This is a genomic window from Segatella maculosa DSM 19339 = JCM 15638 (assembly GCF_000382385.1).
GTDB classification, from domain to species: Bacteria; Bacteroidota; Bacteroidia; order Bacteroidales; family Bacteroidaceae; genus Prevotella; species Prevotella maculosa.
In genome coordinates, this window is sequence record NZ_KB908319.1 from 87,883 (window position 1) to 107,981 (window position 20,099).

Here is a 20,099-nt window from a genome sequence, read left to right on the forward strand (position 1 = left end):
TATCGAAATGGAAACAACAGAAGAAAAGGAAGAACAGATACTCATTCGCATCACGGGACAAGACCGACCGGGCCTGACGGCCTCAATCATGGAAATCCTTGCACGGCACAATGCGCATATCCTCGACATCGGGCAGGCAGATATCCACAGCACACTGTCGCTCGGTATCCTTATCCGTATCGGCGACATGCACTCGGGGCAAGTGATGAAAGAACTGCTCTTCAAGGCCGAAGAACTGAATGTGAACATCGGTTTCCTGCCCGTCTCCGATGAAGAATACGAGGCTTGGGTGAACCGACAGGGCAAAAACCGCTTCATTCTAACCGTCATCGGGCGCACGCTCTCGGCCAAGCAAATCGCCGCCGCCACGAAGATTATCGCGGGGCAGGGATTGAACATCGATTCTATCCTGCGCCTGACGGGTCGAATGAGCATCAAGAACCCCGAGCGCAACGTGCGGGCGTGCATCGAATTCTCGCTGCGCGGAACGCCCAACAATCGCGAGCAGATGCAGGCGCAGCTCATGCACTTGGCTTCGGAACAAGAGATAGACTTCTCTTTCCAGCGCGACGATATGTACCGCCGTATGCGCCGCCTGATTTGCTTCGACATGGACTCTACGCTCATTCAGACCGAATGTATCGACGAGCTGGCCGCGCGCGCAGGCGTCGGCGAGCAGGTGAAGGCCATTACCGAACGGGCCATGCGCGGCGAGATCGACTTTAAGGAAAGCTTCACCCAACGCGTGGCTCTGCTCAAAGGCCTCGATGCCGGCGTCATGCAAGATATCGCCGAGCACATGCCCATCACCGAGGGTGCCGACCGATTGATGTCGGTCTTGAAGCGTTGCGGCTATAAGATAGCCATTCTCAGCGGTGGTTTTACCTACTTCGGCGAATACCTTCGCCATCGCTACGGCATAGACTATGTATATGCCAACGAACTGGAAATCGATGACGACAACAAACTCACGGGTCGCTACGTGGGTGAGATTGTAGACGGCAGGCGCAAGGCCGAGCTTCTGAAGCTCATCGCGCAGGTGGAGCAAGTGAATCTTGCGCAGACCATAGCCGTGGGCGATGGCGCCAATGACCTACCAATGATTTCCGAGGCCGGACTGGGCATTGCGTTCCATGCCAAGCCACGTGTAAAGGCAACAGCCCAACAGGCCATCAGCACCATCGGTCTCGACGGTGTGCTTTATTTCCTCGGTTTTAAAGACAGCTATCTGGGAGAACAGGGAAAGTTGTGAAGAGAGGGGGAAAAGCCTCCCCCGACCCCTCCAAAGGAGGGGAGAGACTTCCCGCGAGTTCGTACTTCCCTCCTTCGGAGGGGTTGGGGGAGGCTTTTTTTGAGGAAAAGTTTGTCTGTTCCGAAATTTTGCCTTATCTTTGCACGCGATGGCAGAAAGTAATCATATATATAAAGGTGTGAAGCCGATGCAAAGAAACTTTGATTTCTCTGCATCTTTTAACGCTTATTATTTGGTTAATCCAAATAATTTGCTAACACACACACACACACACACACACACACACACACACACACACACAGGCGCATCTAGCGTTTAAACGTCTTCGCGTACGCGCGCGCGAGGAGCGCGCAACCTCAATAAACAAAGGGCTTAGAAGAGTTCCCTTTGTTCGCTTTTTCATGTCCTTTCGCGAGCAAAAAATGAACGAAATAACGTCGCAAAATGTAGGGACGCACGGCTCGTGCGTCCACCCAATTCGGTTGACGAGTAAACAAGTGGACGAGCTGACGAGTCGGCAGTTAGCGGGCCATTGGAGCGGACGCACGGGCCGTGCGTCCCTACATGCATTCGCAGACGAGAAGGCGCAAAAGGAAGCAAACGAAAAGATGCAAGAGCATGTAGGGACGCACGGCTCGTGCGTCCACTCAATTCGGTTGACGAGTAAACAAGTGGACGAGCTGACGAGTCGGCAGTTGACGGGCCATTGGAGCGGACGCACGAGCCGTGCGTCCCTACATGCATTCGCAAATGAGAAGACGCAAAAGGAAGCAAACGAAAAGACACAAGAGTATGTAGGGACGCACGGCTCGTGCGTCCACCCAATTCGGTTGACGAGTAAAGAAGTGGACGAGTTGATGAGTCGGCAGTTAGCGGGCCATTGGAGCGGACGCACGGGCCGTGCGTCCCTACATGCATTCACAAACGAGAAGACGCAAAAGGAAGCAAACGAAAAGACGCAAGAGCATGTAGGGACGCAACGAGACAAGGAAAGCAAAACAAAAGAATATTTATCCTATAAATTAGAGATTATGAACAGAGAACAGAAAGAAAGACTACATTACATTGCTCCTCGGTGCACTGTCGTACCCGTGGAGGAAGAAGGTTTCATCTGTGTGTCTCCACGGTTCGACCCTGCAGGCTCGACCACAGAGACCAACTACGACGACAAGGGAGAACACGACATGGGAAGCGTATACTTCGGAGACGAGAGCACCGTTGCGCCGGCAAAGAAGGACAATAGTTTGTGGGAGGAAGAAGAAGAGTAGAGCCTCCCCCGGCCCTCCCAAAGGGAGGGAGCGTGAGTTTGCGGGCTAATTAGGAAAAATGTATTACGAATTAAGAACTAAAGGAAATGAAAATAAAAAGATTGACTGATTGCTTCTTGTTACTCTTAGCAGCCGGAATACTGGCGGCTTGCAGCAGCAACGATGACAACAAAGAGAACAACGGAACGGACGACGGCAAGAAAGTGAACATCGCGAATGCCGTGACGTTCAAGGTAGACTTTGCCGACTATAACGCCGAGCAGGAAGTAGGCGTAACGCGTGCCGGCAACCAAGAGGAGAAGATAGGCCAACAAGTCATCGGTCTTGGTAACCGCATTCTTGCGCAGTGCACACTGCAGCGCGACACGACGAAGCAGCTACAGACCATTGCCACGCGTGCCTTGCCCGACGACACCTACACCATGCTGGCCTACGACCACACGACCCACGCTTTCTGTGGCACGATGTCGGGTACCGTCACGGGCGGTAACTTCCGCTATGCAGGCTATGAGTCGATAGAAATCCCAGCAGGCACCTACGACTTCGTGCTCTTCAACAGCAAAGTCAGCCGCAGCGGCAACCTGCTCACCGTGACGCGGGCCAACGCCGGCGACGCACTCATCGGGCGCACCACGGGGAAAGTAATCCCAGCTTCGCCTCAGCATCAGTTAGTAAGCTTCACGATGAAGCACGTGGCTGCCAAGGTAAAGCTGAAGCTCACAGGCTATATGAGTTTCTCGGGTGTTGCAGCTACACTGACCTCTATTAATGCCACGGATATCCCCTCCTCCTCCATCTATGATGCTTCCACGGGTACATGGTCACTCGGTACGGCTGCAGCTGTATCCGAGAATATCACTTACGGGGCTAATCCCGAAACGGCAACTCTTTCGGAAACCTATACAGCCTTGAGCAATAAAGATTTATTCTTCATGCCCTCCACCGATATATCGAAGCTGAAGCTCACTTTCACCGCCGGTGGCATCTACAACTTGAATATGGCCGGTGCAAACCTACCCTTTGTCCCAACGACACCGCTGCAATTAGACCAAAACGGTTCTTATGTGCTCAACGTCAACTTGATATACCGCTTCCTCTACCTCATGAGCGACGGCACCACAGGCCTTATTGACAAAACTACCTTCGGCGGCGGAACAAAGACTCCCATCGCAGTGATATTAAGCCGAAGCAAACGAATGGCTATAGCCCTACATGATGCCAATGGTGGTAACAATATAAATTGGAGTGAATCTATTAAACGTTCAAATACATACAATTTCAATTCTTTAGGCGATGCCATATTTCATAATCCCCAAAGTGGCTATGAAGAAACCTATAACCCAAGCTACACAACCGGAAACGTAACCGGGAATAAAATAAAAGCATATAACCCTAATTTCCCTGCCTTTGGGGCAGCAGCAAGCTACTATCCCGGAGTAGCCTATACGGGGTCGCCCGCCTTAAAATGGTACTTGCCTTCATGTAGCGATTTCGAGAAGATGCTTACTACTTTAGGATTCGGTAGTGCACATACAAATTGGCCTTACAAATGGTATTGGGGGTTGGCCAACACAGCATTTTCACAAGTAGGTGGCACAAGAATAGCACCGCAGTCCATATATAGTGGTAGAGCCTACTGGTCAAGTACAGAATACAATGCTAACTATGCTGTCTACGTGAATCCAAATTATGGAAACCTGCGCTTTGAAACTGATATGAACAAGAGGGTTTGGCTCAACATACGTTCGTTCGCAAAATATTAATGCGCCAAGCAACATATACAAGGCTTCCGCCGCGTGCGGAGCCTGATATAATCAATTATTTTATAAACCATTTAATTTTTTAGAGCTATGATTAAATACATCATTCAAGCAAAGAAGAATCCGCAGAAGAAGGACGAGAAAAAGAAGTTTTACCCGCAGATTGCGCCGAGCACGCCGGTGACGCTACCGCAAATCGTGAAGCGCATCGAAAAGCGGTCAACGGTGTCGAGCGCCGACGTGAAGGCCGTGCTCGACGCCCTGCAGACCGAGGTAATCGACGCGCTGGAGAGTGGCAACACGGTGCGCTTGGGCGACCTTGGCTCGTTCCGCCTCACCATCAAGTCCGAAGGCGTGGCCACAGCAGCCGAAGCGAAGAAGAAGGGCGCACAGCTCATCAAGCGGGCAAACGTGCAGTTCACCAAGAGCACCACGATGCGCGACACACTCACGCCAACCCTCCTCAACTTCGCACCGCAGGAGGATATCGTGAATGCGGCGGACGAGAAGCCCGGGAACTAAACAACTAACAACTAACAGCCCACCCCCAACCCCTCTCCAGACACCTACCCCCGCCCCCTCCCGAAGGGAGGGGAGACCAAGCTTGCGAGGAATTAGTTTGCACGCTGTTTGCACTCCCCTCCTTCGGAGGGGTTGGGGGAGAGGCTTCTACTCCCCTCCTTTCGGAGGGGCCGGGGGAGGCTTCCCCTCTTCGGAGAGGGGCCGGGGGGGTGAGGTTTCCTCCCCTCCCTCGGGAGGGGTTGGGGGTGGGCCTTCGGAGAGGGGGTTAGGGACGAGCGAAAAAACTTTACAATTCTGTAGTCTTTTTGAATTTGCTACGCACTCTTTTGGAATTTTCCTATAAGAAAATCAAAATTCCCTTATAAGAGAATTTAAATTGTCTTATAAGCGAATTTAAATTCTCTTATAAGGGAATTTTTGCTCTCCTAATAGCTTGATTATCAATAAGTTGCAGAGGCGATTTTTTAACCCTTTTTCTAGGCTGAAAAGGGAAAGAAGGAAATTGAAAATAATTTACAATCAGAAGCTTTTTCGGGTGCTTCGATTGCTGGTTTGCATAGGGTTTTGACGTATGCCAAAAGGCAAGACGAGGAAGAAGAAATGAAAAGTTACTTGGCTGCTAATTCGCCATTTCAGAGAGGAACTTAATCCTTACCAAGCGGATTTCTTCGTCGCTGTAGTCATTGCCTAATTCTTTGATGGCCGCATTGAGGCTGTCGGTTTCGCTTTCCCTGAAATAGTCGTAGATGTCGTCTACATGATCGTCGTCCATGACGTCTTCGATAAAATAATTGATGTTGAGTTTTGTTCCGCTGTAGACGATGGCCTCGACCTCGTCAAGCAGTTCGTCGAACGAAAGGCCGAGCGACTCGGCGATATCGTCCAGTGCGAGTTGCCGGTCGATGCTCTGAATGATTTTCACTTTGATGATGCTCTTCTTGGCCACGGTGCGCACCCTCAGCTCTTCGGGTCGTTCGATGTCGTTGTCCTTGCAATGACGCTTGATCAGCTCGAGGAACTCCTTGCCATATCTTTTTGCCTTTCCTGCGCCCACGCCTTGTATTTGTTGCAGCTCCTCCGTCGTCACGGGATACATAGTGGCCATCTGCTCCAGCGACGGGTCTTGGAAGATGACATAGCCCGGAACGTGGAGCTTCTCGGCCATGCCCTTGCGCAGCCGCTTCAACATGGCGAACAGTTCGGGGTCGAGCACGGTGCCCACGGCCTCGTTTACGACTTCGTCTTCGTCGTCTTTGAACTCGTTGTCGCGGACTATCATGAAAGCGGTTGGATGCTTGATGAACCGTTTGCCCGCGGCAGTCACTTTCAGAAGGCCGTAGTTCTCGACATCTTTCTTCAGATAGCCGGCTATCAGCGCCTGGCGCACGACCGGGTTCCAGAGCTTCGGGTCTTCATCTTCGCCCGAACCGAAATCTTCCAGCTGGTCGTGCTTATGCGATAGAATATCATCTGTGCCGCGACCCTTGATAAAATCGATGACATACTCCTGTCGGAAGTTCTCTTTGACGGCGAGTACGGACTTCAAAACGATGAGCAAGGCCTTCCCTGCCTCGATTTTTTCTTTCGGGTGCAGGCAGTTGTCGCAGTTGTGGCAGTTGTCCTGTGTGTATTCCTCGCCGAAATAATGCAGCAACATCTTGCGCCGGCATACGGAAGAGGTTGCGTAGGCAGCCGTTTCTTGCAGCAATTGGCGACCGATATCCTGTTCGGCGACGGGTTTCCCCTCCATGAATTTCTCGAGTTTCTTCAAGTCTTTCTGCGCATAAAAGGCGATGCAGAGGCCTTCCCCGCCGTCGCGGCCGGCCCGTCCGGTCTCCTGATAGTAGCCTTCAAGGCTTTTTGGAATGTCATAATGAATGACGAAGCGCACGTCGGGCTTGTCAATACCCATTCCGAAGGCTATCGTTGCAACGATAACATCGATACGCTCCATGAGAAAGTCGTCTTGGGTCTGCGAGCGCGTGGCACTGTCAAGTCCCGCATGATAGGGGGCAGCTTTTATTTCGTTGGCTTTCAACACCTCGGAAAGCTCTTCCACTTTCTTGCGCGACAAGCAATAGATGATGCCGCTCTTTCCTTCGTGTTGGCGAATGAACTTGATGATTTGCTTGTCCACCTCGTCTGATTTCTGACGCACCTCATAATAAAGGTTAGGGCGGTTGAACGAGCTTTTGAACTCCTTGGCATCGATGATGGCAAGGCTCTTCTTGATGTCGGAACGCACTTTGTCGGTGGCCGTTGCCGTCAAAGCGATGACGGGCGCATCGCCGATCTTGTTGATGGTGGGGCGTATATTGCGGTATTCGGGTCGGAAATCGTGTCCCCATTCAGATATGCAATGTGCTTCATCAATGGCATAAAACGATATCTTGACCGATTTCAGGAAATCAATGCTCTCTTCTTTGTTGAGCGATTCGGGAGCAACGTACAGCAACTTGGTACGTCCGCTTCTTATGTCGTCCATTACCTGTTGAACGGCAGCCTTATTGAGCGACGAGTTCAGGTAATGGGCCACTCCGGTTTCTTCACTCAGCCCGTTGATGACGTCAACTTGGTTCTTCATCAGCGCAATGAGCGGCGAAATGACAATAGCCGTGCCCTCCATGAGCAGTGAAGGTAGCTGATAACACAGGCTCTTTCCGCCGCCGGTGGGCATCAGTACGAATGTGTCGTGGCCACTCATCAGGTTTTGGATAATCGCTTCCTGATCACCTTTGAACTTGTCAAAGCCGAAATAGTGTTTCAGTTGCCGGGTAAGATTAACGTCCTTTGCCATACGATAAGAAGTCTTCTGTTCTGCCCTTTGTGTGGGGCAGCGTTGTTTTTCATTGGGGTATTCAGGCGCAAGTTCCTTTCCTTCCGCCCGAATATGGAGAGACTATGCCGTGGGGTCAAGCTTTTGTAAATAGGATTTGTCGAGTTGTGCTTTGGCATAGTCAAGCGTAACGACAAATGTTTTGGTGCGCTTAGAAGGCACTTCAAACATGGCATCCATCATGATCGACTCCACAATAGAGCGCAAGCCACGGGCTCCGAGCTTGTATTCCACGGCTTTATCGACAATGAAGTCCAGTGCTTCTTCCTCAAACGAAAGACTGATGCCGTCCATTTCGAAAAGCTTTTCATACTGTTTGATGATAGAATTCTTCGGTTCTACGAGTATCCGCCTCAAAGCCTCGCGGTCGAGTGGATTTAGATAGGTCAATACAGGCAGACGACCGATGATTTCGGGTATCAATCCAAACGACTTCAAGTCCATAGGCTGTACATATTTCATCAAATCATTCTTGTCTATCTTTGCAACATTCTGCACCGAGTTATAGCCGACAACGTGGGTATTCATGCGTTGTGCTATCTTTCGCTCGATACCATCAAAGGCTCCGCCGCAGATAAAGAGGATATGCTTCGTGTTGACGTGGATATAATCCTGATCGGGATGCTTGCGTCCGCCCTTTGGCGGCACGTTGACCATCGTGCCTTCCAGCAGTTTCAGTAATCCCTGTTGTACGCCTTCACCACTCACATCACGCGTGATCGAGGGGTTATCGCTCTTTCTTGCAATCTTGTCTATCTCGTCAATGAAGACAATTCCTCGCTCGGCAGCAGCCACATTGTAGTCGGCTACTTGAAGCAAACGGCTCAAAATGCTCTCCACATCTTCCCCGACATAGCCGGCTTCCGTGAAGACGGTGGCATCGACAATCGTGAAAGGAACGTCCAAAAGCTTGGCTATCGTGCGGGCAAGGAGCGTTTTTCCCGTTCCCGTGCTGCCCACCATGATGATGTTGCTCTTTTCTATTTCCACACCATTGTCATCGCTCGGCTGTTGCAAACGCTTGTAATGGTTGTACACTGCAACCGAAAGGAAACGCTTGGCTTCATCTTGTCCGATGATATATTCATCAAGATATTGCTTGATTTCCTTGGGTTTCGGTACTTTCTTCAACTCGAAAGGTTGGGCCTTTGCCTCTTTTTCGTCATCTGCAAAACCTGCACTGCGCACGATTTCGTAGGCCTGCTTGGCACAATCCATACAGATATAGCCGTTGACTCCGGTAATCAGCGGACCGGCTTCTTTCTCATTTCGTCCGCAAAAACTGCATACTTTCTTTGTCATGGCTTATTTCTTGCGTAGCAAAACCTCGTCAATCATACCATATTCCTTGGCTTCTTCGGCCGTCATCCAATAGTTTCGGTCGCTGTCTTGCCATACTTTTTCAAACGGAGTATGCGAATGTTTGGAGATGATTGTGTAGAGTTCTTTCTTGAATTTCTGTATTTCCTTGGCTTCAATCTCAATGTCCGAGGCCTGCCCCTGCACTCCTCCGAGCGGCTGATGTATCATTACCCGACTGTGCGTCAAGGCCGATCGTTTGCCCTCTTGTCCTGAAACAAGCAACACTGCGGCCATGGAAGCAGCCATTCCGGTGCATATTGTTGCTACGTCACTACTGATGAATTGCATCGTATCATAGATGCCCAAGCCTGCCGTAACACTACCACCGGGAGAGTTGATATAGATTGAAATATCTTTTCCGCTGTCTACCGAATCAAGATAAAGCAGCTGTGCCTGCAATGTATTGGCCGTGTAGTCGTCGATCTCGGTTCCCAAGAAGATGATGCGATCCATCATCAGTCGTGAGAACACATCCATCTGTGTGACATTCAACTGTCGCTCTTCCAAGATATAAGGGTTCAGGTACTGTGCTTGCGACTTAATGACATCATCAAGCACCATGCCGTTCACTCCCAAATGCTTTGTAGCATATTTCCTAAAATCATTCATATAAAAATCTTTTTGTTTGAAGATAAAAAGAGAGGTTATCCACCTTTTTAGTATCCCTCTTGCAAAGAGAATGCCAATGTTAAACTTGCATCGGCTGTCTTCACATAGACAAAGATAATAAAAAAAGTCGATAACCTCTTGATAAAAGAAGTTTTTTTTTCAAAAAACGATTACGCCGACATCATCTTGTTGAAGTCATCGAGACTGATTTCCTTCTCATTCAGCTTGACAGCTTTCTTCAAGGCTGCAGTCAGTTTGATGTCGACAGCACGGTTTACAAGACCATCTACATTCTCGCGTTTCTTGAGCATTTCCTTTGCATAGTTCTCAACATATTCGTCGGGAACATTGTTCATTCCATACTGTGCGAACTGGGTACGGGCACTCTCTTTGGCCGCATTCAGCACATCGGCATCGTCAACTTTGATGTCATTAGCAGCAACCAACTGCTCTTTGATCAAGTGCCAAGTGAGCTCTTTGATGCTCTGCTCGTAGTTCTTTTCTACGAAATCGGCTCCCCTGTCCTTGTTGTTATTGAGCATGATACGCTTCAACAGCGCATCGGGGAACGTGAGTTTACCCACTTTCTTCTCGCAATAAGCACGCACATCAAGGATAAACTTATAGTCGGCATCAACCTCCAATTGCTTCTTCAGACCCTCTACTATCTTCTCACGGAATGCTTTTTCATCTTTAACGACATCCTTTCCGAAAGTCTGGTCGAAGAGTTCTTGGTCTATGGCGTGCTTCTTATAACGTTGAATATCGGTGATTTGATAGCTGAAGTCGCCCTTGATATCCTTCACACGATCGCGTTCTACTTTCAAAAGTGACGCCATCTCGGCCTCACTCTCGTAGGCTTTGCTTGGATTGATGGTTAGGACATCGCCCTGCTTCGCACCTTTGAAGCGTGCTTTCTGCGTCTTGTTCTTGATATAGTTCGGCAAGATGGAAGCTCCTTCCACCGTAATTCCACCCTCTTTGGTGTTGCCTTTCTCATCGAGTTCTCGCAAGTCACCTTTCAACATATCATTGTCTTCGTAGCTTTCGGCCTTTTCATAGCTTCCCATGCGCGATGCAAACATGTCCACTTGTCGGTCGATGAGTGCGTCGTCAATGGTAATGTTATAATAGTCGATCTTGTTATGTCCGTTGAGTTCTATCTTGAATTCCGGTGCAATAGCAATGTCAAAGGCAAACGTATAAGGTGCCGGTTTCTCCAAATCCTGTGCTTCCTGCTTTTCAGAAGGCAGCGGTTCGCCCAACATCTGTATCTTGTTATCTTGTATATACTTGGAAAGCTGTTCACCAATGAGCTTATTGATGGCATCCATTTTGGCTGCCGAGCCATACTGTTTCTTGATAAGTCCCATTGGAACCATGCCCGGACGGAAGCCCGGATAGTTGGCTTTCTTGCGATAGTCTTTCAATGTCTTCTCGACAGTTGCCGCGTAATCAGCCTCTTCAACGGTGATGGTCAACAGGCCATTCACCTTGTCAGGGTTTTCAAATGAAATGTTCATTTCGATGTTTTTGTTTATATAATTATGTTATTTCCGCAATTTTCGGAACGCAAAATTACAGATAATTAATGAATATACCTAATATATAAGGCAAAAATTTATTTTTTTAACCAACAAAACACTTTATCCTGAATGCAAATATTTGGTTTCCAAGACTATAGGCCTTGTATCCTTCCTGCACAGAACGGTGTGAGCTGTCTCATTTAGTTTACGCTTCGAAAAATATACAAGCCCACCTTTTTAAATAAAGAACACACCCCCACCGAGCATTCTTTAAGGCCTACGATAGCTTTCTACTTCATTTAATAGCTACCGGTCAGCAAGTCATAAAGTTCAAACAGCAATGTTCAATGTTCAAAAGCCCATATTCAGAACTTTTTACCAAAGACAATACGGAGGAAAGTTAGCCCAAGAATGCGCAGATCCAGCCACCAACTGCGGTTTTCAAGATAGTATAAGTCCATTTGCAGCCGTGTAAGCATCTTCTCCATCGTGTCGGTATAGCCGTTATAGAGGGTTGCATAGCTGGTCACTCCGGGTCTGATTTGATACAAATCACTGTAGCGCGGGTTCTTTTTCATAATCTTTTCGATGTAGAAACTGCGCTCCGGCCGCGGCCCGACGAATGCCATATCGCCCTTAATAACATTCCATAGCTGGGGAAGCTCGTCGAGATGATGGCCCCGAAGGAACTTTCCAACCTTGGTCAATCGCTTATCATGCGTTTGATCAGAAAGCTCCGGACCATTTGTTTCAGCGTCGATGGTCATACTCCTGAACTTATAAATGTAGAAAGGACGGCCGAAACGACCAATGCGTTCCTGCTTGAATAGGACTGGACCACCGTCTTCTTTCTTGATAGCAAGATAGCAATAGAGGAGCAAGGGTGAGAAGATGACAAGACATATTGCGGCAATCATGAAATCAATGAGGCGTTTTATCATGGGTTCGATTTCATTCACTCCTTCTAAGCAATAACTGTTTCTAATGATTGTTGTGAGCATTTTGTCAATTACTTTCTAAATATCTTAACGTAATTTTGTGTGTTTTGTTATCTGTGTATGCTAAAAATATAGATATATTTACGTATTTTATTGGGTAAAAGTCTGATAATGGAGCGTATAAAGATATTTTGAAGCATATTCCACAGACCGATAAAACCGTATCGATGGAGCCTTCTTTGAAATCTAATCTCTTTTTTGATGTAGTTTAATCCACCCCTTCTCTGAAAGGCTTCCGGGCTGAGTCGGAACCAGAGAAGACTCTCTTGTAGATTATAAAAGGTGGCTCCGGCCTGTAAGGCACGCACCCATAAGTCGTAATCTTCAAAGAGTTTTAGGTCTTGATAGCTGCCAATGGCCTCTATAACTTGCTTACGAAACATCACTGTTGGGTGATTCATGGGGTTTCGATGGCGGGCAAAGCGAAGTATTTCGGCCTGAAATTCGGGCACTTTCCGCGTAGAGACGACGTGTCTTTTTGAGCCCGAGAACTCGTCTATCCAGCTTCCAACGATATCGACTTTCGTATTTTCCATGATGGAAAGCTGTTTTTCAAACCGCCGGGGCATGCAAATATCGTCGCTGTCCATGCGTGCCACGATGGGAAACCGGCAGTGCTTCAAACCTTCGCACAAAGCCTTTCCGAGTCCTTGATTGTGGGGTAGCCTGACGATTTTCGTAGGGTGCTGCGTTGAAAAGGCATTGATAACGGCATGAAGTCCGTCGGTCAGCGGACCGTCTTCAACGATGACGACCTCCGAGGGTGGTACAACCTGCACATACAGACTGTCGAGTGCCTGCTTCAAATACTGCGGTTTCTCGCGCTGATAGACAGATATAAGGACGGAAAACTCCATGTGCTGAAAAACGATGCTGCAAAGTTACACCTTTTTCTTGTATTATTCAAACTTGCGAAGACTAAACCTTTATCCAACGTTCTGCCGCAGGTGAGGGTTTCGCATCATGGGCATACCAATGCCGGGGGGCTATGGTGATGCCGTCTTCAGCCTTGCTAAGCCATGCACCCCACCAAGAAAAGGAGGAGTTGGCAATGATGTGATGCCTGCAAAGGGTCATGAGTTGCAGGTCACGATAGCTTTCTTTACCGCGGTTCCAATCGACATAAAGGATCTCTTTTCCGTGGAGTAGCGGTTCAATATGCACTTTACACCAAGCCATGTCGTTGGAGAAGATGCAGAACACCGGTGTTTTGAGTTGACAGAGTCGGGCAATGGCTCGCTGATAGTAGGCAATGTTACAGGTTCCTTGAAACAAAACATCGTCCAAATAGTCTCCTCTTCTGACGTGAATGGAGACCGCTTCGCTCGCTTTCAGCCGCTTTTCGGTCTCTAAATTGCGCCTATCTGTAAAGTCGGGAAACTTGAATGCAGCCATGATTTGCGGGCGAATGGCTCTGAAATAGCGTTCGTCTTGCCAGTAACCATCGTAATACAGACTACCCTTTTGCTTCAAAACGTCTGACGGAAGAAGTCCTTTTGATGGCTCACACAACATCGACCGACGCTTAGGCAACAGTCGGCTGCCCACGCGCCACAGCTGATAATGTGGATAAGGCCATGCCAATTGTGCCACATCGGTTAGCGTTGCGGCCTCAAACCGATGCCCGAACAGCATGTCAAGTTGGTAGCCTTGATGCTTGTGATAGCCATTGAAGCCATGCAAGTCGAGCTTGATTTCCTCGTCTTTCCACCTTTCTTGCAATGCAATGGCCAGTGCATACTGAAACATTTGATTGCCAAGTCCGCCTATGATTTTAACGATTTTCATGTCTGAAGCATTTCAGTGACTGTATGGTTTGATTGAGAAACAAGGCTGCTTTGATAGCCGCTGTGCAATAAGACAGCTCGCAAACGGTTTTCTTATCTTCCTTTAATGCCTGCAAAATGTTGATTTCTTGCGTTATCTGACCTTGATGTCCGTGTTGTGATACAATGTATAAGTCGTTCAAATAAGCTGGTTTCTGATGTGAAAGACATCTAAAATACCACTCTACATCAACCAACCATGACAACCGTTCGTTGAATCTCGGCACGGCTCCGCGGGCAAAAGCAACACAAGCACACGGGCCAATGGCATTGAAGGCAAAGAGGGTCGATGGGCAACGTAGCATGAATGATTTTACGATTTCAGGGAAAAAGCGTCTTTTTTCTTTCCCGTTTATCCTTACTTTGACATTACTTATCACCACGTCAACCCCTGCATCGAATTCCTTTTTCAGCCGTTCCAAATGATTATTACTTTCAAAACATTCGTCATGGTGCATCAAAATGATGTACTTTCCCTCGGCAAATCCAAGCCCATAGTTCCAATTCCCAACCGCATTGCCACGCTTTTCATGGTGCCGGTACAAGAGGTTTGTCCGGGAAAAAGAGCTACATAATGACGCAATTTCATCATTGTCGGAATCGTCAGAAATGATGATTTGCACCGTCACGCCTTGTTGTTTCAGCACAGAAGCAATGGCTTTCCATGCCAATTCAGGGTGTTTATAGGTTGGTATGACTACAGAAAAATCAATCATTTTTGACAAGATAAGTCAGATAAATGGTTAAACAAACGGACTTTACAATGTAGGCAATCAAGACAGCCAAGGCAATTCCCGTCGCCGAAAGCCCCTTATCGACCAGCCACGAGGCCGAACCTATCATGACGATGGCCCATAACAAGTTCAGGAAAAAACATGACCACATCTTGTCTTTACTGTAAACTGACATTTCAATGATATTGGAATAGGCCGAGAATAAAGTTGAAACCGCGAGGTAAAACAACGGCATTTTGTCTGTAAATCCCTTGCCGTAAAGACGCATAATCGGCTCTCCAAACAGCAGAACCACAGCCACTATGACGAGCGAAACAGCCGTTATTATCAAGATATTTGCATAAAGAATGCGACGGAATTTCCGGCTGTCTCCCAACGTACTCGATAGGATTGGCAGTACAATCTGGCTGATGGCGGTCGGGATAAAAAGCATCATGACTTTCCATTGGTCGGCAGCTTCAAACAGCGCAAGACTGTCATAACCGTTCTGCTTGACGAGAATCGTCCGGATACACCAAAAGGCCGGCGTCACCGTCAGTGCTGAAAGGGTGGCCGGAATACTGTAATTCAAGAGCAACCTATAGTCGGTTTGAGACGCTACTTTGGTATTTTGGCTATTTTCATAACTGGAAAACAGCTGCCGAATAGCTATCTTATTGGCAACATATAGGCCGATGACACCTATCCCGAAACCTAAGATTGCACCGTCCAAGCCCCAAAGAAGTGCACCGACAATCATAAAGACAGACTCGAGAATACTTCCGATCAGCGTGTTCTTTGCTATGGTCTTGAAAGCTTCCATACCCGACAAGATGCCGTTCTGTACACCATAGAGAATGGAAAAGAACAGCAATAGGCTCGCTATTTCTATCTCTCCGGTGAGCGATTCCTCGTGAAGTCCGTAAGAAGCTATCTGCTTTGCAAACACAAAACAGCCTGTTGTAATCACCAATCCCGTTGCAATAGCGAAGCGATAAGTCTGTCTGCTGATGGCAAGAACACGCGAGGTTTCGGTCTGACGGAGCTGGGATATGAACTTTGTTGCAGTCACTCCAATGCCTGAAGCGCCCAATACTATGAAGATATTTATCGTGGAACGAATCATTCCGAACTGTCCGAACAACTCCTTACCCAGTATCCTTGCGCATGCAATTCCGGCAATCAACACACACAATTTGCCTGCTGCTGTGCCGGTAAACGACCAGAATGCACCGCCCATGATGCGACGGGCAATGTCTGAAGTGCGTAGGGTTGCGATGATTTTTCTCACGTTATTCCTGTGGATAAAGATGATAATAGTGGTAACGGCTACTGAAATCGTAGGTCTTATAGGGCACTACGTGCAGCCATTCGGGGCGATAAGTGTTGACAATAACGAGTTTTGAGACGAAGACAAGGGTCATCACCAATCCCGAAACCTGCCTGACGAGTCTATTTCTGTGGCTTATCGGCGAACCTCTTTCAATGAGTCCGGGATACGCATAACGCAAGAACGTAATCAGAATAATGGGCCAGAGATAGTCATTGATGCGTGCAAAGGCATAGAAAACGGGCAGGATTATGCTCACACATAAGGCAAGCAGTTGCACGGCATAAACGTTTCTGTCAATCGAAACTTCCCGGTTTCTCTTTTGAAGGAAATAAGATAGGAAGACGATAAGGAACATCATGGCCCCCTCAACGAGGCCGATTATCGAGAGAGACTCCTTCTGTATGGCATATTTATAATAGGGATTGTCATGCAACCCGAATGCGGAGAGCAGCTTGAATATACATAATGACACGATGAAAGCAGTTCCCAAAACAAGTAATGTGCTGCGTTTTGTGGCCTTGATTCGCTTGAATACGGGCAGCAACAACAACACAAGTGCCGACGAATGGAACAAAGAAGCAAGGAAAATCAGCCCACAGAAGCCCATTGTCCGGCCTTTTTCCAAATACTTGATGTAGGCAATATAGAAGATAAGAATGGCAAATGTCTGCCGAATGATGCAGTAGTGCATGAAGAAAACATTGCCTATCAGCATGAAAAAGCACACCATTGCCACGTCTTCCGCTTTCTTTTGAATGAACCAAAGGTTGCCTATCGTGATGACAAACGAGGAGAACAGAATGATGGTATAGGGGTCTTTGGAAACGTATTTGATGAGGAAATGCACCAAAACCTGAAAGCCATACTCGAATTGGTCGGCCAATCTGAAACTGAAAACGGACGCATTCAGATAGCTTGTGTAAAGCGTTTTGCTATAATAAAAGCCGTAATAGTGGGGCGTGTCATTGAGGACTGTGATGTCACGGAAGCCGAAAAAGCCGAAAAGCAGGCAGAAACAAAGCACCCATTGAAATAGTTTCCGAGTCCCGGCGTTGTCGAAAACGCGAGAGACCACGGCCACCATGACAAATGAAAAGAAGTAAAGTGCGATGTAGAGCATGCCGGAATGAAAGATGTTATGCCGCTTCCCGAAGCATGATTTCTATGTTCATTTTCGCGAATATCCAGCCCATTGGCAGCAGAAGTCCTGCCAGCAAGGCACCAAAGATAATGACACTGGCCTTGGGTTTCATGGGGTTCAAACTGCCCATTGGCGGAGAAAGCACACGTATCTTGTAGGGAGTAAAAGCCTTGGAGAGCACACTTTCCTCGCGTTTTTGCAGCATAAAGATGTAGAGTTGCTCCTCTATTTTCTGCTGACGTTCGGCAGATAAGAGGAATTTTGCCTGCATCGGACTGGCTTTCAACTGTGAATCATTCTCGCTTTTCAGCCCTTTGTAGCCGGCAATCTGAATGTCTGCCTGCCGGATACTGTTGTCCAAGGCGGCCCGGATAGACGTGCGCAGGTTGCCAAGTTGCTTTTCCAAGCCCAGAACAATGCTGTTGTTGGCGTTGCTGTTTTCAGCTATTCGGTTACGTTCCAGCTGCAAACGGTTGTAAGTTCCAATCTGTTCGGAGAGTATTTTGTCGTTGTTGAGCAAGTTCACAGGCAGGGTTTGGTTGGCATTCGAAGGCTTGTCGAGAAACTGTTTCATGTAAGATGCCGCCGTTCTTTGACTGCGCAATGTTGTCAATTCCGTGCTCATCATCGCCGAATTCTCTATAGCCAACTTGGTCATTTCAATGGCATTGGGCAAGTCGTGCTTTGTTTTATAGGTCGTCAGTGTGCGTTCTGTCTTGCTTAGTTCAGCCGTTAACTCGGCTATTCTGTTGTCGATGAACTGCGTAGTCGTGCGATTGAGCATGTTCTCGTCGGCCATCCAACGCTCGTTATACACCTTGATAATCATGTTCAATATGTCTTCTGCTCGTTTAGGAACGGCGTCCTGATAACTCAAATCAATGACCGATCCCAATTCTTCCGTGATACCTGCGTTGAGATTTTGCAGGATATTGTCGGCCATATCCATGGCGGCAACCTTGTTCAAACGTATGGTAAGGTCTTCTTTTCCTGTGTAGGCAGGGGTCGAAGTAACGGCAATCGGTCCGATGGGCGTGTGGAACACACTGTTCACCCGACCTTGGTATTCCTGCTCGAAAGCCGTTTTTCCTTTCTTTAGTCCATAGATTTTCACGCTGTTTCCGTTCAGATCGATTTTCATGGTAGCCGTTTCATTGGGCTTAAGTCGGCCCATGAACACCCTGATGGGCAGTGTTTCGCCATATAAAGGCAGCTTTCTGAGAAAGGGACGTGTGCTGTATACATAGTCAAGATGCAGGCGGTTGACCACCTCCATGATGTTGGCCGGCGTCTTCATGGCCAAGAGTTCGTTGCTTACATTGGACGAACCGCCAAACAATCCGCCCATACCTTGGATCATACTAAGGCCGGCCGTGAGCTTCGAACCGGGCGTTGCGTCTTCCTTAACCATGATTTGTGACGAGCGTTCATAGACAGGATTCTTCATTATAAGGTAGGCCGTAGCGAGCAAAATGAAGGCTGTCAGACTGCCGACAAGCCATTTTCGGTTACTACGAACAGCGTGGATATAGGCTTTCAGCGTGAGTGTTGAGGGCAAAGATGTCGATGTTTGCATGCTGATGGTTTTATTTGAACACCAAAACGGCTACGGTTGTAAGGAGCGAAGCGATTGAAATCCAGAACGAAGTAGACTGAATTGTGTTGCCATTGACGGTGGATTGGCGTTGCCGGGTCTTGTTGGCCGGCACGTAAACGATGTCGTTCTGTTGCAGATAGTAGACGGGCGACTGCACAGCTTGGGCCGAAGCGAGGTTCAAAATGTAGGTTTTTGCCTCGTTGCCTTGCTGCCTGACCACCATCACGCTGTCTCTTTTGCCATAGATGGTCATGTCTCCGGCCTTGCCCAAAGCCTCGAAAATGTTGATTTTATCATTGTCGATGCTGACCGTTCCGGGCTTGTTGACTTCGCCGAGAACTGAAATTCGCAGGTTGGTGAAGTCGAGTGTGACCACAACGTCCTTGGTTCCGAACTCCGAAACCAGCCGTTCCTTGATGCGTTCTGCGGCTTCTTGGCGCGTAAGTCCGGCCAAACGGATTTTGCCGAGCATGGGAAAATCAATCTCTCCCTTGCTGTCTACCGTGTAGGTCAGCACGTTCTGCATGTTGGGCAGCGAGATATTGAAGTGTTCGGTGAGCACATTATCCTTGCTTTTCACGAAGACCGAGAGGCGATCGCCCTGCTGAACAGTAATCGTTTTGGGCGTGTTGACGATGCCTTCCGGCCCTTGTCGGCCTTGCAGATAGTTGATGTCTTTAGGCGTGGAGCAGGCTGCAACGAGCAATAACAGGCCTGCCAAGCCCGCAATGTATTTGGTATGTTTCTTCATAATCGTTCGTACGACGTTGTGTTTATATAACTCTTTTCCCGCCGGTTTATTGCCGAAGCCGGCCTTGATTGTAGGTTTTGTGCGCTTTTACCACGGTTGTGCGTCGGCATTTCCACGTGCAAAGATACACATTTTCCTTAAATGAAGGGCACGTCCGGGCAAGATTGGCAGTCGGAAAGAGGCGTATTTTGTGTAAAATGCCTTGAGCGGACGCACGAGCCGTGCGTCCCTCCAGTTTCTTCTTGCTCCCATTCTTGCATGATGCAGTCCGTACTACCGTGTAATATGCCTGATGTAGTGAACCGTTTGAATGCATGTAGGGACGCACGACTCGTGCGTCCGTTCCAAAAAATATATGATATACGTTTGCAAATTGCCTTGAGTGGACGCACGAGCCGTGCGCCCCTACAACTTCTTCTTGCTCCCGTTCTTGCATGATGCAGTCCGTACTACCGTGTAATATGCCTGATGTAGCGAACCGTTTGAATGCATGTAGGGACGCACGGTCCGTGCGTCCGTTCCAAAAAACAGCCGGATTGGATTTGTCATTTGAGCGGACGCACGGACCGTGCGTCCCTACATGCCTACCCAACAAGATCCATTTT

Annotated in this window: 16 protein-coding genes; 4 read left to right on the forward strand and 12 right to left on the reverse strand. The window is 48.3% G+C overall.

The window, feature by feature from the left end:
• The first annotated feature begins 7 nt into the window (after positions 1-7).
• The 4 genes from serB (at position 8) to H164_RS0100350 (ending at position 4,802) form a co-directional block, all read left to right on the forward strand.
• The gene (gene serB, locus H164_RS0100335) at positions 8-1,252 is read left to right on the forward strand and encodes a phosphoserine phosphatase SerB (protein WP_008565241.1); all 1,245 of its coding nucleotides are present in this window, start codon (positions 8-10) and stop codon (positions 1,250-1,252) included.
• A 422-nt stretch (positions 1,253-1,674) separates the two neighbouring features.
• Positions 1,675-2,520 (forward strand): DUF5977 domain-containing protein, encoded by an 846-nt coding sequence (locus tag H164_RS15755; RefSeq protein ID WP_211214765.1) that lies wholly within the window; start codon positions 1,675-1,677, stop codon positions 2,518-2,520.
• An 86-nt stretch (positions 2,521-2,606) separates the two neighbouring features.
• Positions 2,607-4,283 (forward strand): fimbrillin family protein, encoded by a 1,677-nt coding sequence (locus H164_RS14310; RefSeq protein ID WP_019966787.1) that lies wholly within the window; start codon positions 2,607-2,609, stop codon positions 4,281-4,283.
• An 87-nt stretch (positions 4,284-4,370) separates the two neighbouring features.
• Positions 4,371-4,802 (forward strand): HU family DNA-binding protein, encoded by a 432-nt coding sequence (locus H164_RS0100350; RefSeq protein WP_008565245.1) that lies wholly within the window; start codon positions 4,371-4,373, stop codon positions 4,800-4,802.
• A gap of 619 nt (positions 4,803-5,421) precedes the next feature.
• On the opposite strand, the gene recQ is transcribed toward H164_RS0100350, so the two are convergent.
• From recQ to H164_RS0100410, 12 genes are all read right to left on the reverse strand, one after another.
• Complete coding sequence (gene recQ, locus H164_RS0100355; RefSeq protein WP_019966788.1) at positions 5,422-7,599, reverse strand: DNA helicase RecQ; 2,178 nt, start codon at positions 7,597-7,599, stop codon at positions 5,422-5,424.
• 102 nt (positions 7,600-7,701) lie between these two features.
• A complete protein-coding gene (gene clpX / locus H164_RS0100360; RefSeq protein WP_019966789.1) occupies positions 7,702-8,940 on the reverse strand; it encodes an ATP-dependent Clp protease ATP-binding subunit ClpX in 1,239 nt (412 codons plus the stop codon).
• Between the two features lie 3 nt (positions 8,941-8,943).
• Positions 8,944-9,609, reverse strand: coding sequence for an ATP-dependent Clp endopeptidase proteolytic subunit ClpP (gene clpP / locus H164_RS0100365; RefSeq protein ID WP_019966790.1), 666 nt, complete (start codon positions 9,607-9,609; stop codon positions 8,944-8,946).
• 170 nt (positions 9,610-9,779) lie between these two features.
• Complete coding sequence (gene tig, locus H164_RS0100370) at positions 9,780-11,132, reverse strand: trigger factor (RefSeq protein ID WP_019966791.1); 1,353 nt, start codon at positions 11,130-11,132, stop codon at positions 9,780-9,782.
• Between the two features lie 368 nt (positions 11,133-11,500).
• Positions 11,501-12,136: a sugar transferase gene (locus H164_RS0100375; protein ID WP_025830326.1), complete on the reverse strand. Its 636-nt coding sequence runs from the start codon at positions 12,134-12,136 to the stop codon at positions 11,501-11,503.
• A 47-nt stretch (positions 12,137-12,183) separates the two neighbouring features.
• Positions 12,184-12,990 (reverse strand): glycosyltransferase, encoded by an 807-nt coding sequence (locus tag H164_RS0100380; RefSeq protein WP_019966793.1) that lies wholly within the window; start codon positions 12,988-12,990, stop codon positions 12,184-12,186.
• A 61-nt stretch (positions 12,991-13,051) separates the two neighbouring features.
• Positions 13,052-13,921: an alpha-1,2-fucosyltransferase gene (locus H164_RS0100385; RefSeq protein WP_019966794.1), complete on the reverse strand. Its 870-nt coding sequence runs from the start codon at positions 13,919-13,921 to the stop codon at positions 13,052-13,054.
• Complete coding sequence (locus H164_RS0100390; RefSeq protein ID WP_019966795.1) at positions 13,908-14,675, reverse strand: glycosyltransferase family 2 protein; 768 nt, start codon at positions 14,673-14,675, stop codon at positions 13,908-13,910. The genes H164_RS0100385 and H164_RS0100390 overlap by 14 nt, the downstream gene beginning before the upstream one ends.
• The gene (locus H164_RS0100395) at positions 14,668-15,963 is read right to left on the reverse strand and encodes an oligosaccharide flippase family protein (protein ID WP_026356182.1); all 1,296 of its coding nucleotides are present in this window, start codon (positions 15,961-15,963) and stop codon (positions 14,668-14,670) included. Before H164_RS0100395 ends, H164_RS0100390 begins: the two co-directional genes overlap by 8 nt.
• Position 15,964: 1 nt before the next feature.
• Positions 15,965-17,125 (reverse strand): EpsG family protein, encoded by a 1,161-nt coding sequence (locus H164_RS0100400; protein WP_025830325.1) that lies wholly within the window; start codon positions 17,123-17,125, stop codon positions 15,965-15,967.
• 16 nt (positions 17,126-17,141) lie between these two features.
• Positions 17,142-18,722 (reverse strand): GumC family protein, encoded by a 1,581-nt coding sequence (locus tag H164_RS0100405; protein ID WP_019966798.1) that lies wholly within the window; start codon positions 18,720-18,722, stop codon positions 17,142-17,144.
• Between the two features lie 10 nt (positions 18,723-18,732).
• Entirely contained in the window at positions 18,733-19,494 is a 762-nt protein-coding gene (locus H164_RS0100410) for a polysaccharide biosynthesis/export family protein (RefSeq protein ID WP_019966799.1), read from the reverse strand.
• Between the last annotated feature and the right edge of the window lie 605 nt (positions 19,495-20,099).

Excerpts from the sequence above, each read along its gene's own strand:
- H164_RS0100350 (WP_008565245.1), top strand. The coding sequence starts at position 4,371 with ATGATTAAATACATCATTCAAGCAAAGAAGAATCCGCAGAAGAAGGAC.
- H164_RS0100375 (WP_025830326.1), bottom strand. The coding sequence starts at position 12,136 with ATGCTCACAACAATCATTAGAAACAGTTATTGCTTAGAAGGAGTGAAT.
- recQ (WP_019966788.1), bottom strand. The coding sequence starts at position 7,599 with ATGGCAAAGGACGTTAATCTTACCCGGCAACTGAAACACTATTTCGGC.
- H164_RS0100390 (WP_019966795.1), bottom strand. The coding sequence starts at position 14,675 with ATGATTGATTTTTCTGTAGTCATACCAACCTATAAACACCCTGAATTG.
- H164_RS0100400 (WP_025830325.1), bottom strand. The coding sequence starts at position 17,125 with ATGCTCTACATCGCACTTTACTTCTTTTCATTTGTCATGGTGGCCGTG.
- H164_RS0100380 (WP_019966793.1), bottom strand. The coding sequence starts at position 12,990 with ATGGAGTTTTCCGTCCTTATATCTGTCTATCAGCGCGAGAAACCGCAG.
- serB (WP_008565241.1), top strand. The coding sequence starts at position 8 with ATGGAAACAACAGAAGAAAAGGAAGAACAGATACTCATTCGCATCACG.
- H164_RS14310 (WP_019966787.1), top strand. The coding sequence starts at position 2,607 with ATGAAAATAAAAAGATTGACTGATTGCTTCTTGTTACTCTTAGCAGCC.
- tig (WP_019966791.1), bottom strand. The coding sequence starts at position 11,132 with ATGAACATTTCATTTGAAAACCCTGACAAGGTGAATGGCCTGTTGACC.
- H164_RS0100385 (WP_019966794.1), bottom strand. The coding sequence starts at position 13,921 with ATGAAAATCGTTAAAATCATAGGCGGACTTGGCAATCAAATGTTTCAG.
- H164_RS15755 (WP_211214765.1), top strand. The coding sequence starts at position 1,675 with ATGAACGAAATAACGTCGCAAAATGTAGGGACGCACGGCTCGTGCGTC.
- clpX (WP_019966789.1), bottom strand. The coding sequence starts at position 8,940 with ATGACAAAGAAAGTATGCAGTTTTTGCGGACGAAATGAGAAAGAAGCC.
- clpP (WP_019966790.1), bottom strand. The coding sequence starts at position 9,609 with ATGAATGATTTTAGGAAATATGCTACAAAGCATTTGGGAGTGAACGGC.
- H164_RS0100410 (WP_019966799.1), bottom strand. The coding sequence starts at position 19,494 with ATGAAGAAACATACCAAATACATTGCGGGCTTGGCAGGCCTGTTATTG.
- H164_RS0100405 (WP_019966798.1), bottom strand. The coding sequence starts at position 18,722 with ATGCAAACATCGACATCTTTGCCCTCAACACTCACGCTGAAAGCCTAT.